Source organism: Cohnella thermotolerans DSM 17683, from assembly GCF_000429825.1.
Lineage (GTDB): Bacteria > Bacillota > Bacilli > Paenibacillales > Paenibacillaceae > Cohnella > Cohnella thermotolerans.
The window spans coordinates 1-14,205 of sequence record NZ_AUCP01000070.1; the positions used below are offsets into that span (position 1 = coordinate 1).

Annotated in this window: 12 protein-coding genes, 1 rRNA gene and 1 pseudogene; 5 read left to right on the forward strand and 9 right to left on the reverse strand. The window is 55.0% G+C overall.

Annotated features, from left to right (window positions below; all coding sequences use genetic code 11):
* The 3 genes from G485_RS0113740 to gyrA form a co-directional block, all read right to left on the reverse strand.
* A 16S ribosomal RNA gene (locus G485_RS0113740) occupies positions 1 to 223 on the reverse strand; the annotation flags it as partial.
* 302 nt (positions 224 to 525) lie between these two features.
* Entirely contained in the window at positions 526 to 1,596 is a 1,071-nt protein-coding gene (locus tag G485_RS0113745; protein ID WP_027093025.1) for an HD-GYP domain-containing protein, read from the reverse strand.
* A 21-nt stretch (positions 1,597 to 1,617) separates the two neighbouring features.
* Positions 1,618 to 4,092: a DNA gyrase subunit A gene (gyrA, locus tag G485_RS0113750; protein WP_027093026.1), complete on the reverse strand. Its 2,475-nt coding sequence runs from the start codon at positions 4,090 to 4,092 to the stop codon at positions 1,618 to 1,620.
* Positions 4,093 to 4,258: 166 nt separating this feature from the next.
* On the opposite strand from gyrA, the gene G485_RS0113755 reads away from it, so the two are divergent.
* Positions 4,259 to 5,038: a YheC/YheD family protein gene (locus tag G485_RS0113755; protein WP_027093027.1), complete on the forward strand. Its 780-nt coding sequence runs from the start codon at positions 4,259 to 4,261 to the stop codon at positions 5,036 to 5,038.
* 124 nt (positions 5,039 to 5,162) lie between these two features.
* Here G485_RS0113755 and gyrB read toward each other — a convergent pair whose 3' ends face one another.
* The 6 genes from gyrB to dnaA all read right to left on the reverse strand — a co-directional run bounded on the left by gyrB (position 5,163) and on the right by dnaA (position 11,478).
* Positions 5,163 to 7,079, reverse strand: a complete 1,917-nt coding sequence (gyrB, locus tag G485_RS0113760; protein ID WP_027093028.1) for a DNA topoisomerase (ATP-hydrolyzing) subunit B — start codon at positions 7,077 to 7,079, stop codon at positions 5,163 to 5,165.
* Positions 7,080 to 7,163: 84 nt separating this feature from the next.
* Positions 7,164 to 7,412 carry an extracellular matrix regulator RemB gene (gene remB / locus G485_RS0113765; protein ID WP_027093029.1) on the reverse strand — a complete coding sequence of 83 codons (249 nt, stop codon included), beginning with the start codon at positions 7,410 to 7,412 and terminating at the stop codon, positions 7,164 to 7,166.
* A gap of 24 nt (positions 7,413 to 7,436) precedes the next feature.
* Positions 7,437 to 8,555 (reverse strand): DNA replication/repair protein RecF, encoded by a 1,119-nt coding sequence (recF, locus tag G485_RS0113770; protein ID WP_027093030.1) that lies wholly within the window; start codon positions 8,553 to 8,555, stop codon positions 7,437 to 7,439.
* Between the two features lie 21 nt (positions 8,556 to 8,576).
* Positions 8,577 to 8,792, reverse strand: coding sequence for a S4 domain-containing protein YaaA (gene yaaA / locus G485_RS0113775; protein WP_027093031.1), 216 nt, complete (start codon positions 8,790 to 8,792; stop codon positions 8,577 to 8,579).
* Between the two features lie 11 nt (positions 8,793 to 8,803).
* Entirely contained in the window at positions 8,804 to 9,943 is a 1,140-nt protein-coding gene (gene dnaN, locus G485_RS0113780) for a DNA polymerase III subunit beta (RefSeq protein WP_027093032.1), read from the reverse strand.
* Between the two features lie 182 nt (positions 9,944 to 10,125).
* Positions 10,126 to 11,478, reverse strand: coding sequence for a chromosomal replication initiator protein DnaA (gene dnaA, locus G485_RS0113785; protein WP_027093033.1), 1,353 nt, complete (start codon positions 11,476 to 11,478; stop codon positions 10,126 to 10,128).
* Positions 11,479 to 11,968: 490 nt separating this feature from the next.
* On the opposite strand from dnaA, the gene rpmH reads away from it, so the two are divergent.
* From rpmH to jag, 4 genes and pseudogenes are all read left to right on the forward strand, one after another.
* Positions 11,969 to 12,103, forward strand: a complete 135-nt coding sequence (gene rpmH / locus G485_RS29135; protein WP_084423307.1) for a 50S ribosomal protein L34 — start codon at positions 11,969 to 11,971, stop codon at positions 12,101 to 12,103.
* 87 nt (positions 12,104 to 12,190) lie between these two features.
* Positions 12,191 to 12,532, forward strand: a pseudogene (gene rnpA / locus G485_RS26500) (ribonuclease P protein component); the annotation flags it as partial.
* 245 nt (positions 12,533 to 12,777) lie between these two features.
* A complete protein-coding gene (locus tag G485_RS0113795; RefSeq protein ID WP_051318278.1) occupies positions 12,778 to 13,563 on the forward strand; it encodes a YidC/Oxa1 family membrane protein insertase in 786 nt (261 codons plus the stop codon).
* A complete protein-coding gene (gene jag / locus G485_RS0113800; RefSeq protein ID WP_027093035.1) occupies positions 13,505 to 14,122 on the forward strand; it encodes an RNA-binding cell elongation regulator Jag/EloR in 618 nt (205 codons plus the stop codon). The genes G485_RS0113795 and jag overlap by 59 nt, the downstream gene beginning before the upstream one ends.
* Positions 14,123 to 14,205 lie beyond the last annotated feature (83 nt).

Genomic DNA, 14,205 nt, shown 5'->3' on the forward strand with positions numbered 1-14,205 from the left:
TTGCTCCGTGTTTCCCAACAGGAAGATGCCTCCCTCTTGCGTATCCGGTCTTAGCATTCGTTTCCGAATGTTATCCCGGTCTTGCGGGCAGGTTGCCTACGTGTTACTCACCCGTCCGCCGCTAACCTTCGCGGGAGCAAGCTCCCTTGAAAGTCCGCTCGACTTGCATGTATTAGGCACGCCGCCAGCGTTCGTCCTGAGCCAGGATCAAACTCTCCATAAAGGTCATCCTTATTGAAGAGCCCTGTTGGCTCAAAAAGTTACATCGTTGTCCGCCACTCAAACGAGTGACAGGGTCCGTATTACGCTCGATGTTCAGTTTTCAAGGAACAAGTTTGTTGCTCGTTCTTGCTTCGTTATCGCTGCCGTTTAGCGGCGACTCGAATAATATATCACGTTACAAAAAAGAATGCAACTGTTTTTTTGAAATTAATTATTCTTGTTATTTCGGATGTGTTCCGGCTCAATAAAAGACCGGAGAACAACGGGTTTTCCGCTGCTTTCCGGTCCTTTGTCAGCCTTGGATCATATGGAATATATCGAGCGAATATAAATGTCGCGCCGTTTCGTTAAGTTGATGATCTCACCATAGACGGAAACCATCGGCCGCGTCGGATGGCTGCGATCGGTGAACACGATCTCGCCGACGCGATTGTCGTTCAATTGAACGAGCATGCCGTTGTGGAACTGCGTCGTCCGGTCGATGAACGTTTGGACGTACATCGGATCCAGCTTGCCGAACGCCTCGGACTGCAGTTCCTCCAACACGAGATAAGGCGACTCCGCCTTGCGGTGATGCCGATTGGACGTCATGGCGTGGTACATGTCCGCAATGGCTACGATTTTGGCGTAGGGATGGATCTTCTCCCCCTTCACCTTCATCGGATACCCGCTGCCGTCAACCCGTTCGTGATGCTGCAGGGCCGCCAGAGCCACGCCCTGATTTAGCGAGGGTACGGAATTCAGCAATTTGAATCCATAGACGGTATGCTGCCTCATCTCGTTCCGTTCTTCGGGCGTCAACGGGGACGGCTTGCGGAAGATGGCCGGATCGATCCTGACGTTGCCGATATCGTGCAGCAAGCCGGCAAGCGCGACCGCCGTCCATTCCTTCTCCGGGAACTTGCACCAGCGGGCGAGCTGGTACGAAGTCAGCGCCGTCAGCACGCTTTGACGAATCCAGCGCTCGGATGCCCCTCCGTCGTTGGGCGGGGTGAACATCAGCACGTTGTAATCGTCGATCGGCTCCAGCAGCACGCGCAATTCGTTGCGAATCTCCAGAATCGGAAGCTTCTGACCGGGTCCGACGTTCATGAACGCCGATTTGAGAAGCTTCTCCATGTTCAGAAACTTCTGATGCAGCGGCGTCAAGCTGGCTTCCGCAGGAGACTCGTCTTCCCTCGATTCGTCGACGTTCGTCTCGGCAAACCCGCTTCGGCGAATGTCGACACTTGGGATGAGGAACGCCTGCAAAATATCCAAATCACGCGCCGTCAGCGTCCGGCCTCCCTGAAGCAGAAGACTTCCCAGGGCCGTTTGAACGTCGGACGCCAATTGGTCGCCGACCTGAACTTGCGAGATGGGCAATACCGGCATGCCTCTTCCCTCCGTCTGCCTTTATTCCTGAGCTTCGGACGCTCCGTCTTCTTCCTCCGCTTCTTCGGAATCGTCGCTTCTTGGTGCTCTCGTTACCGTCGCGACGAAATCTTCGTCCTTGATGTTGATGAGCTTGACGCCCTGGGTGATCCGTCCCATCGTGTTAATGCCCGACATGCTTGTTCGGATCAACGTTCCCGAAGAAGTCATGATCATGAGGTCTTCGTCGTCTCGAACGACCTTCAGACTGACGATCGGGCCGTTCTTTTCCGTCACGTTGAGCGTCTTGATCCCCTTGCCGCCGCGCGATTGCGTGCGGTATTCGGCCATCGGCGTGCGCTTCCCGTAGCCTTTGGCCGTAACGATAAGCACGTCGCGATCCGGATCGACGACGTCCATATCGATGACCTTGTCGCCTTCGTCGAGCTGAATGCCCTTGACCCCGGTAGCAGAGCGTCCCATGGCGCGAACGTCCTGCTCGGAGAAGCGAATGGACATTCCTTCGCTCGTTCCCAGTACGATCTCCCTGTTTCCATCGGTCAGCTTCACGCCGATCAAGTCATCGTCCTCCCGGAGGGAGATGGCGATCAGGCCAACTTTGCGAATGTTCGTATAGTCGTCGAGCGGCGTCTTCTTGACGATGCCGGCCCGAGTCGCGAAGAACAGGTACAGGTTCGGCTCGAACGATTCGACCGGGATGACGGCGTTGATCGTCTCGCCCTGCTCGATCTGAATCAGGTTGATGATCGGCGTTCCCCGCGCGGTTCGGCTCAAATCCGGAATTTCATAAGCTTTAAGCCGGAAAACGCGCCCCTTGTTCGTGAAGAACAGCAAGTAGTGGTGCGTGTTGGAGATAAAAAGATGTTCGATAAAATCGTCATCCTTCGTATCCATGCCCACGACGCCTCGTCCACCCCGCTTCTGGCTGCGGTAGGTCGACAACGGGAGACGCTTCACGTAACCGGTGTGTGTCATCGTAATGACCACATCGTCGCGCGGAATCAGGTCCTCATCGAGAATTTCGTTCTCGCTGGTCGTAATTTCCGTGCGCCGTTCGTCGCCGAACCGGTTTTTGATGTCTTCCAGCTCGTCGTTAATGATCTCCAGCACGAGCTTCTCGTCGCCGAGAATCGCTTTGTATTCCGCGATTTTCTGAATGAGCTCGTTGTATTCCTGCTCCAGCTTCTCGCGTTCCAATCCGGTCAACCGGCGGAGCCGCATGTCGAGGATGGCTTGCGCCTGGTCGAACGACAGGCCGAAGCGCTCCATCAAGCCGTTGCGGGCGTCTTCGTCGGATTGCGAAGAGCGAATGAGCGCGATCACTTCGTCCAGATGATCGAGCGCAATGCGCAACCCCTCCAAAATATGCGCTCTTGCTTCCGCTTTCTTCAGATCGTACTCCGTGCGGCGGCGAATAACTTCGATCTGATGCTGCAAATAGTAAGAGAGCATCTCTTTGAGGTTGAGCACCTTCGGTTCTTTGTTGACGATGGCCAGCATGTTAATGCCGAACGTCGATTGCATTGCCGTATGCTTGTACAGGTTGTTCAATACGACATTCGGATTCACGTCGCGGCGAAGCTCAATGACGATCCGCATGCCGTTGCGGTCGGATTCGTCCCGCAGATCGGTAATGCCGTCGATGCGCTTCTCGCGTACGAGCTCCGCAATCTTCTCGACCAGGCGCGCCTTGATGACTTGATAAGGAAGCTCATGCACGATAATGCGCGCTTTGCCGCCCGTCTCTTCGATCTCGGCACGGGCGCGCATCGTAACGGTGCCGCGGCCGGTCGCATAAGCCTGCCGGATGCCTTCGCGGCCGAGAATATATCCCGCCGTAGGGAAATCGGGCCCTTTAATATACTCCATCAAGTCCAGCGGAGTCAGATCGGGATCGCGAATGAGCGCCTGTACGCCGTCGATCACCTCGCGCAGATTGTGCGGCGGAATATTGGTCGCCATCCCGACCGCGATGCCGGTCGTGCCGTTCACGAGAAGGTTCGGGAACCGGGAAGGCAGAACCTCGGGCTCCAGTTCTTCGCCGTCGTAGTTCGGGACGAAGTTGACCGTCTCCTTGTTGATATCGCGAAGCAGCTCCATCGCCATCTTGGACAGCCTGGCCTCCGTATAACGCATGGCGGCGGCGAAGTCGCCGTCGATGGAGCCGAAGTTTCCCTGGCCTTCCACAAGCATGTAACGCATGGAGAAATCTTGTGCCATCCGCACCATCGCTTCGTAGATGGAGGAGTCGCCGTGGGGATGGTATTTACCCATGACCTCCCCGACGATTCTCGCCGACTTCTTGAACGGCTTGTCCGGCGCCATGCCAAGCTCCGACATCCCGAACAGAATGCGGCGATGCACCGGCTTCATTCCGTCCCGTACGTCCGGCAAAGCGCGGCTGACGATCGTGCTCATTGCATAACTCATAAACGATTCCCGCATTTCGAGGCCGATATCCCGGTCGCGAATAGGGGAGCGTTGCTCTTCCGACATGAAGATCCTCCTTCATCGTTGCCAAACGTAATTCCCGACAGCCTTCGTTGGCTTTGCCCTCTTTCCATCGCCTTCGCACACCGGAAGGCGGCAACCGTCATACCCTAATTAGGATGAATAATTCCATTATAGCATAATGTTGACGGGAAAGGTTGATGGCACCCCCATGACCATTCAGCGCATTCGCAGCAAAACCGCGAAAACCGAAGCGCTTCTTGCCAGCCCCGAGATGGCGGACCATGTGCCGGAAACGAAGCGAATGAGCCGCGACACCGTGCAAGAAATGCTGCTTCGGTACGGAATGATCTACGTGAAGCCGGTCACCGGAACGTTCGGCCTTGGCGTCATTCGGGTGGAATGGCACCCGGGCAAAGTCTTCCCGTACCGGTTCCAGTCCGCCACGCGCAAATACCGGTTCCGCTCCTTCGATGCCATGTATCGGAAGCTGCTCCTCGTCAAAAGAAAAAGGAGCTACCTGGCCCAGCAAGGCATCGAGCTTCTGAAGCATAACAATCGGCGCTTCGACTTTCGCGTCATGGTTCAGCGGAATCCTTATTCCGTTTGGGAAACGACCGGCATTATCGGCCGTCTCGCCCATCCCCGCAAAATTGTGACCAACTACCATAGCGGGGGAAAGCCCATGTCTCTGGACGCCCTTATTCGGGAACATGTGAACGAATCTACGTCCCTGGACGAGATCAAACAGCAGCTAGACTCGCTAGGCGTCGAAGTCGCCCGGACGCTGGAGCTGGCCTTTCCGAAAATTCAGGAGATCGGCATCGACGTAGCCATCGACACCGATTTGAAGCCATGGATTCTCGAGGTGAACACGATGCCCGACCCATACCTGTTCCGCAAGCTGAACGATCCCGACGTCTTCCGCCGCATCTATAACTATGCCGTCGCTTACGGGAGATTCCCGTCCCGCAAGCGCAACCGCGCGTAATAAACAGCCACCCGCCGTTCCCGCAACCCTCGGATCGGACTCGGCCCTTACGGACCGAAGGTCATCTCTTGGCGTTGCCGCGGCGAGTGGCATGGGATGCCTCTGCTTGCAGGCGATACGATCGTTAAATGTCCAGATCTTTGACGTGTCTTGCGAATTGTTGGATAAACTCGCGGCGAGGCTCGACGTTATCCCCCATAAGCGTATCGAACATGAGATCGGCCTTCATTCCGTCTTCGATGCGGACCTGAAGCATCGTCCGGGTGTTGGGATCCATCGTCGTCTCCCACAGCTGCTCGGCATTCATCTCGCCGAGCCCTTTGTAACGGGAGACGTTCACTTTCGCCCCTTCGCCGAACTCGGCGATAATGGCGTCCCGTTCCGCTTCGTCCTGCGCATACCGGATCACCTTGCCGCGCTCGAGCTTATAGAGCGGCGGCTGCGCGATGTAGACGTAGCCGGCTTCGATCAGCTTCCGCATGTAGCGGTAGAAGAAGGTGAGCAGCAGCGTCCGGATGTGCGCGCCGTCGACGTCGGCGTCGGTCATGATGACGATCTTGTGATAACGGGCTTTGGACAGATCGAAGTCGTCGCCGATTCCCGTTCCTAGCGCCGTGATAATGGCGCGGATCTCCATATTCGAGAGAATGCGGTCCAGCCGCGCCTTCTCGACGTTCAGAATCTTGCCCCGCAGCGGCAGAATCGCCTGGAAGTGGCGATCGCGGCCCGACTTGGCCGATCCGCCCGCAGAGTCGCCTTCGACAATGAACAATTCGCTGATGGACGCGTCCTTGGAGGAGCAATCCGCCAGCTTGCCGGGCAAGGAGCTGACCTCGAGCGCGCTCTTGCGGCGCGTCAGTTCGCGTGCCTTGCGGGCCGCTTCCCGCGCCCGGGAAGCTTGCAGCGACTTGTCGATGACCTTGCGGGCGACCGAGGGGTTCTCGTTCATAAACTCCATAAGCTTCTCGGCCAGAAGCGATTCTACGATGCCCCGGACTTCGCTGTTGCCGAGCTTCGTCTTCGTCTGGCCTTCGAACTGAGGCTCCGGAATCTTGACCGAGATGATCGCCGTCAAGCCTTCGCGAACGTCGTCCCCGGTCAGATTCGATTCGCTCTCCTTCATGATGTTCATCTTGCGCGCGTAATCGTTGATAATCCTCGTGAGCGCGCTCTTGAAGCCCGATTCGTGCGTTCCGCCCTCGTGCGTATTGATATTGTTGGCGAACGAGTAGATATTCTCCGTATACCCGTCGTTGTACTGCATCGCGATTTCGCATTGAATGTAATCCCTGGTGCCTTCGACGTAGATCGGCTGCTCGTGCAGCGGTTCCCGCGTCCGGTTCAGGTACTTCACGAATTCGATGATGCCGCCGTCATATTTGAACGTCTCGCTCATTCCCGTTCTCTCGTCGGTAAGCGAGATCTGGATGCCCTTGTTCAGAAAAGCAAGCTCGCGAATCCGGCCGACCAGCGTCTCGTAATCGTACTCGGTCGTCTCGGTAAAAATCTCCGGATCCGGCTTGAACAGCGTCTCGGTGCCGGTCTCGTCCGTATCCCCGACAATCCGGATATCGTATTGCGGCACGCCGCGGCGATATTCCTGCTCGTAAATATGGCCGTCGCGCTTGACGCGAACGACGACTCGCTCTGAGAGGGCGTTTACGACCGAGATGCCGACGCCGTGAAGACCGCCGGACACTTTGTAGCCTTCGCCGCCGAACTTGCCGCCGGCGTGCAGGACGGTCATAACGACCTCAAGCGTCGAGCGCTTCAGCTTCGGATGCTCCCCGACGGGAATTCCCCGCCCGTTGTCGATGACCGTAATGCTGTTATCTTGATGAACAATGACTTGGATGGCCGTGCAATATCCCGCCAAGGCTTCGTCGATACTGTTGTCGACAACTTCCCATACGAGATGGTGAAGTCCCTTGCCGCTCGTAGAACCGATATACATGCCGGGACGTTTGCGAACCGCCTCCAAACCTTCCAATACCTGTATCTGACTTTCATCGTACGCTTGTTGTTGCGAATTCAAGGACAAACCCTCCACCGCCTTCTTTGCGTTGACGCGCTGCTATTCACGGGTCGGCTTGGCGAATTGTAGCCCATGAGCCGCACCCCTCCGCTATAGATCGACCAGATGATGAGCCCTTTTCTTTAACGTGGATGAGGAAATGGGCGAATAATAAATGCGTTCGTCCGTGACGACGATCGACTTCGAATCTTCCTCTCCGATCGTCTCGACTTCCCGGTTCTTGCGCGCTTGCGCGACGAAATGCCGCGACAGCTTGGAAGACTGCTCGATCGAAATATCGAAGATGGCCACAACCTGCGACGTGCGGATGATCTTCTCTCCGCCGAGATGAATATACATAACTCGCCTCCCGTAGCCGCTTGTTTAAGGCAGCACCGATCCTTGCCGGACGTGATAGACGGCCGCGTCTTTGAGACGGCTCATATTGACGCTCTCGATGCCGGTCGTCGTAATGAACGTCTGCACCCGGCTTTGGAACGTCTCGATGAGTTGAGTTTGCCGCATTTGATCGAGCTCCGACAGAACGTCGTCGAGCAGCAGCAACGGATATTCCCCGATCTCCTCGCGCATCAATTCCAGCTCCGCGAGCTTGAGCGACAGGGCGGTCGTTCGTTGCTGCCCCTGAGATCCGAACGATTGAACGTCCTTGCCGTTGATGTAGAACGCCAGATCGTCCCGATGCGGACCGACGAGCGTCGTTCCCCGACGGAACTCCTGCTCTCTGCCTTGTGTTAACTTTAACATAAATTGCTGGAATAAAGAAGATTGATCTTGGGAATCGCTACCATTCGCAATCTCGAACGAAGGACGATACTCCACCGTCAATCGTTCGGCTCCGTTCGTAATGCTTTCATGAATTTTCTCGGCCCATCTTTGCAGCTTTACAATAAAGTTTTTCCTTTTTTGCATCATTTTAACACCTGAAGCGACCAGTTGTTCGTTCCACACATCGAGCAGCTCCTGCGAGGCTCTGGACGAATCGGTCGCTTTCAGATAATTGTTCCGCTGCTGCATAATGCGCTGGTATTGCTGCATGTCGTGCAAATAGCCGGGGTGCACCTGGCCGATCTCCATATCCATGAAGCGGCGGCGCACGCCCGGCGCCCCTTTGACGATATCGAGATCCTCCGGAGCGAACAAGACAACGTTGACCGTACCGACGAAGCCGCTGAGCTTGCGCTGCTCCAGGCCGTTCACTTTCGCCCGCTTGCCCTGCGAGGAGATTTGCAGTTCCAGCGAGACCGGACCGTGCTTGCGCTCCAGCTCCGCGCGGATTCGGGCATGCGGCTGGTTCCAGCAGATCAGCTCTTTATCCTTGGATGTCCGGTGCGACTTCGTCAGCGCCAGCACGTGGATCGCTTCCAGCAGATTCGTTTTGCCCTGGGCGTTCGGACCGATCAGAATGTTGACGCCGGCTCCGGTCGCAAGCTCCAATTGCTCGTAGTTCCGATAGCCTTGAAGCTCCAAGCGTTTCAACTGCATGTTCGGTTTCCTTTCCCGGAATTAGCGGGCTTTGACGGCGATCGTTCCGAAGCTCTCGACCTCGACCGTATCGCCGGGCACGAGCTTGCGTCCGCGGCGGTTGTCCGGCACACCGTTAACCGTCACTGTCTTCTCCTGGAGAAAAGCCTTCACTTCTCCGCCCGAGCCGACGCAATCGACCAGCTTAAGCAGCTGGCCCAGTGTGATATAGTCGGTGCCAATCGCAACTTCTCTCAACCCGTCTCACCTCAGTTCGTCGTCCGGTACGGAAGGATGAGATGGAGGCTGTTGTCGTTGTCCGGTTTAATAATGATCGGACTCATGGCGCCGGTCAGCCCGATGAACAGCTTCTCGCTCTCGACAACCTTCAGCACATCCAGCATATATTTCGAATTGAAGGCGATGCGAAGCGGTTCCCCGCGAAGCTCCAGCACGGAGATCTGCTCCTGAACGCGTCCGAGCTCGGAAGAGCTCGAGGAGATTTCGACGCCTCCCGATTCGGTGGTGGACAGCCGGACGATATTCGTTTTCTCTTCGCGCGACAGCAAGTAGGCGCGGTCGATCGCATCGCTTAACGCTTTTGTATTCAAAATCAGTTCTGTCCGGAAGCTCGTCGGAATAATCTTGGAAGTATCGGGGAACGTCCCGTCCAGCATCCGGCTATAGAACAGTACGTTGCCTAGCTTGAACAGCACCTGATTGTCCGCTACGACGATATCGACCAGCGTATTCTGGTCGGGAATGATCTTCGACAATTCGTTCAGCGTCTTGCCGGAGATGACGACGTTGGAGAACCGGAGCTGCTCGGCCGCATCCGAATGGATTTTGCAAGTGGCGAGGCGGTGCCGGTCGGTAGCGACGAATTTGAACACGCCGTCTTGAAGGCTCCACAGAACGCCGGTAAGCACAGGTGTCGATTCGTTGCTGGAGACGGCGAATACCGTCTGGCGAATCATCGATTTGAGCAGATCGCCGGGAATAGAGAAGATTTGATCCTCTTCCAATACGGGTAGAACGGGGAATTCCTCCGGATCGAGACCGACAAGCTGAATGTCGATCGAGCCCGAAGTGATTTGGGTTTGGAACCGGTCTCCGACTTCGAGATGGACTTCCTCGTTCGGCAGTTTGCGAATAATCTCAACAAAAAATTTGGCCGGAAGAACGACGCTGCCGTTGCGGTGAATCGTGACGATCGTCTTGTCGGCCGTCTCAAGCGGAATGAAGCTTTGGATGGAAATTTCGGTGTCGCTTGCCGTCAACGTGATGCCTTGGTCGCTCGTTTCAATTTTAATCCCGCTCAGGATCGGGATCGTCGTACGAGACGAAACCGCCTTGGCGACGTGCTGCACCGCTTCGTTCAATTCGTTGCGCGATATCGTCAGTTTCATGGGCTCACCTCGTCGAATTCTACATCATTGTATCATGTTTAATAAATAAAGTCGTAGCAGTAGGCGCGCTGAATATGTGGATAAGTCGAAAAAAGGCGAAAACGAAAGCCTATCCACATGTGCATGCTTTGTGCATAGGCTTTACGGTTTTCCACGGGGATAACTTGTCTGTTCGCGCCGGATTACGTCAGGCTTTTGATTTTCTCCGTCAAATTCTGAATGATCTTGTAGAGCTCCTGGTCATGCTTGAGCTGCTGCGAGATTTTCTCATGGGCATGGATGACGGTCGTATGGTCGCGCCCTCCGAACGCTTCGCCGATTTTGGGCAGGGAATAATCCGTCAGCTCCCTGGACAAATACATGGCGATTTGGCGCGGATACGCGACGGCCTTGGTCCGTTTGCGCGCCTTGAAGTCCTCCAGCTTGAGCCCGTAAAATTCTCCGACCCGCTGCTGGATGTCCTGGATCGTAATGAGCCGGTTGCGCCCTGACGGCAGAATATCCTTCAGCGCCTCGGCGGCCAGGTGGGTCGTGACGTCCTGGTTCGTCAGCGAAGAATAGGCGACGATCCGGATTAAAGCCCCTTCCAGCTCGCGAATGTTGGAATCGATCATGTTGGCGATATATACCATCGCTTCGTTCGGGATGTCGAGGTTCTCCGCCTTCGCCTTCTTCCTCAGAATCGCGATCCGTGTCTCCAGATCCGGCGGCTGAATGTCGGTGATCAGTCCCCATTCGAACCGGGATCTCAGCCGCTCTTCAAGCGTCGGAATTTCCTTCGGCGTCCGGTCGCTTGAGATGATGATCTGCTTGTGCTCTTCATGAAGCGCGTTGAAGGTGTGGAAAAACTCTTCCTGCGTGCCGTCCTTGCCAGCGAGAAACTGAATGTCGTCGATCAGCAGCACGTCGATATTGCGATATTTGTTGCGGAAGCTCTCGCCGCGGTTGTCGCGAATGGCGTTGATAAACTCGTTCGTGAATTTCTCGGACGAGATGTACAACACTTTCATATTCGGATTGTGTTCCAAAATATAATGCCCGATCGCGTGCATCAAGTGCGTCTTGCCCAATCCGACGCCGCCGTACAGAAACAGCGGGTTGTAAGCCTTAGCCGGCGCTTCCGCGACGGCGAGCGAAGCGGCGTGGGCAAAACGGTTGCCGGCGCCGATGACGAACGTATCGAACGTATATTTCGGATTGAGCATATGCGTCACGATCTCTTCGGACGCGGCCGGTGCGGGGGCCGGCATTTGCGGCAGCGGAGCGGAAGGCTCGGCTTGACGCGCTTCTTCGATGGCGAATTTGACATTCACCGTTCTTCCTAAATAGTCGGCTAGCGCAGTAGAAACCAGCTTCGTATATCGGGTCTCCAGCCATTCGGCGGCAAACGTTGTGGGAGCGGTTACAACGACCGTGTCTTCGTTAAGGAACGAAGCTTTGGTCGCTTTGAACCAGGTATCGTAACTCGGTTTGCTCAATTTGGTTTGGATGACCGACAATACCTGCTGCCATATCTCGCTGCTGCGGCTGTCCATCTGAAGTCACTCCTTTAAACCCATCAGGCGGACCAGGGCGGCGGAATTGTCGAAAACATTGGCGGGTCGACAAATTATCCACATAATTCCCTGAATTCTTCATGGGGATATCCAGTACAAGGGGGTGTTGTTCACAAAGTTATACACAGCCTGTTAATAAAATACGTCCGTTTGGAGGATATCCACTGGAAAAGGTCGAACTAATCATAGCAGAACAAACCGCGAAATTCAACGGATTTAGCCGTGTTATCCACAAATTCAATAACTTGTGGATGAAAATTGTGCACAACACTATATATTGTTGATAAATTGTGAGACTATTCGACAAAGTTTCGAGAGATCCGCTATTTCCGTTTTATTTATTCACATGTGCATAATTAATTGTCGGTTCGGGTTGAACGGGCGTACGATCCCGTTCTGATTGACTTTTTTGCGGGTCTATGCTTTAATAAGAAGACCTGAGTTTTATAAGGTTAGGGGGTATTGAGCGGTGGGTCCTACATTTAAACCGAATGTGAGCAAGCGGAAGAAGGTTCACGGATTCCGTAGCCGTATGAGCACGAAGAACGGACGCAAAGTTCTGAAAGCTCGCCGTCAAAAAGGTCGTAAAGTGCTGTCTGCTTAAGGATAAAGAGACCACGTGAGGTGGTCTTTTTTCTTTATAAGCGGACAGGATAATATAAGGAAGAAAAGAATCGAGGGACGGTGCAAGATGCAGAGGAAGCTGCGCCTTCGGAGCAGGGAGGACTTTAACCGCATTTACCGCCATGGACGCTCGTTCGCCAATTCGCAATTTGTCGTCTATTGGCGGAAGCATTCGCAGACGGAGCAATTCCGGCTGGGCATATCGGCCAGCAGCAAATTGGGCGGCGCGGTGGTGCGGAACCGGATTCGGCGAATGGTCAAGGAGATCGTCCGGCACAACGCGAACAAGCTGAACGAAGGGACGGATTTGATTCTGATCGTGCGCAAGCCCGCCTTATCTCTTCCTTATATAGAGATGGAGAAGAGCGTGCTTCATGTGCTGCGCAAGGCGGGGCTCCTGAAGGGCTCGGCGCCGGCCGACCGGCAGCCCGCCAGAAGAGGGCCCGGGGGCGGCGTTCCGAAGTCGAAGAACGCATCGCCGCGCGCTTTCCATTGCCTTTAAAATTATGGTATAGTTGTCTTGGACAAGCAGCGCGTGGAAATAGGATTTGAAAACGCGAACAAACCGTTTTCTTATGGCTAGAGAGGAGTCTGTGTGTGACGTTGTTGCGCAATCGCAAATTTTGGGTATTGCTTGGTCTTCTGACCACGCTTATGGCGTTATTGTCCGGCTGTACGCCAACGACCCACAAAACGACGACGGAAGGCTTGCTTGAAGGAGGATGGTGGGACCGTAACGTCGTTTATTGGTTCTCGCTCATGCTCGATAAGTTCGCCGAATGGTTCGGCGGCTCTTACGGCTTGTCGATTCTCGTTCTGACGGTTATCGTCCGTACGATTATTTTGCCGCTGAGCATCAAGCAGTACAAGAACTCCAAGGCGATGCAGAAGCTGCAGCCCGAGATGATGAAGCTGCGGGAGAAGTACAAGGACGACCCGCGCAAGCAGCAAGAAGAGATGATGAAGCTCTATCAGGAGCACCAAGTCAACCCTCTGGCCGGCTGTCTGCCGCTGATCATCCAGATGCCGATCTTTATCGCATTGTACCGGTCCATTACCGTGAACGAAGCGATCAGCACCCATTCGTTCTTGTGGCTGAAGCTTGGCGAACCCGATCACTTCTATATTTTGCCTATTATAGCCGCCATTACGACATTCGTTCAGTCGTACATGATGATGGCGATGCAGCCGCAGCAACAGATGGGACCGATGAAGGGGCTTATGTTCGTCTTCCCCGTGCTGATCTTCGTCATGGCGATCTCGTTCCCGTCGGCACTGCCGCTCTACTGGATTTACACGAACCTTTACACCATTATTCAGAACTATTTCATGTATGGACGTTCGCCGAAACCGGAAGGTAAAGGCAAGGAGGCCATATCGAATGAAAAAGCTGGTGGCGTCAGGAAAAACAGTGGAAGAAGCGGTAAGAAGCGGTCTTAATCAACTCGGGGTTGGGGAAGACCGGGTCATTGTGACGGTTCTGGAGCAGCCTAGCAAAGGGTTGTTCGGTCTGATCGGCGCGAAGGAGGCGAAGGTCGAGCTGCAGGTGCGTCCCGACGGCGTGGAGGAGGCAATCGAATTCCTCCGTGAGGTAACGGGCGCGATGCAACTCAAGGTCGACATCGAGCGCAAGGATGAGCGCGACCAGGTGCTGATCCAAATGACGGGAGACGACCTCGGCATTCTGATCGGCCGTCGCGGTCAGACGCTCGACTCCTTGCAATACCTGACCAACATCGTGGCCAACCGCCATTCCGACCGCCATCTGCGAATCGTTCTGGATGCGGAGCAATTCCGGGAACGCCGGCGGCAGACGCTCGAAGCGTTGTCGGATCGCATGGCCGGCCGCGTCGTTCGGACAAGGAAGGAAGTCGTGCTCGAGCCGATGTCCTCGCAGGAGCGGAAGATCATTCACGCGCGCCTGCAGTCGCACCCCCAAGTGAGAACTTATAGCCAGGGCGATGAACCGCATCGATGCATCGTCATTGCTTTAAAGTAAATTCGTCGCAACTACGCAATGGCTTCCGCAACGTTTGCGGAGCATTGCGTTTTTTCTTATAGAATGGAAAAAGAGGGAGACCC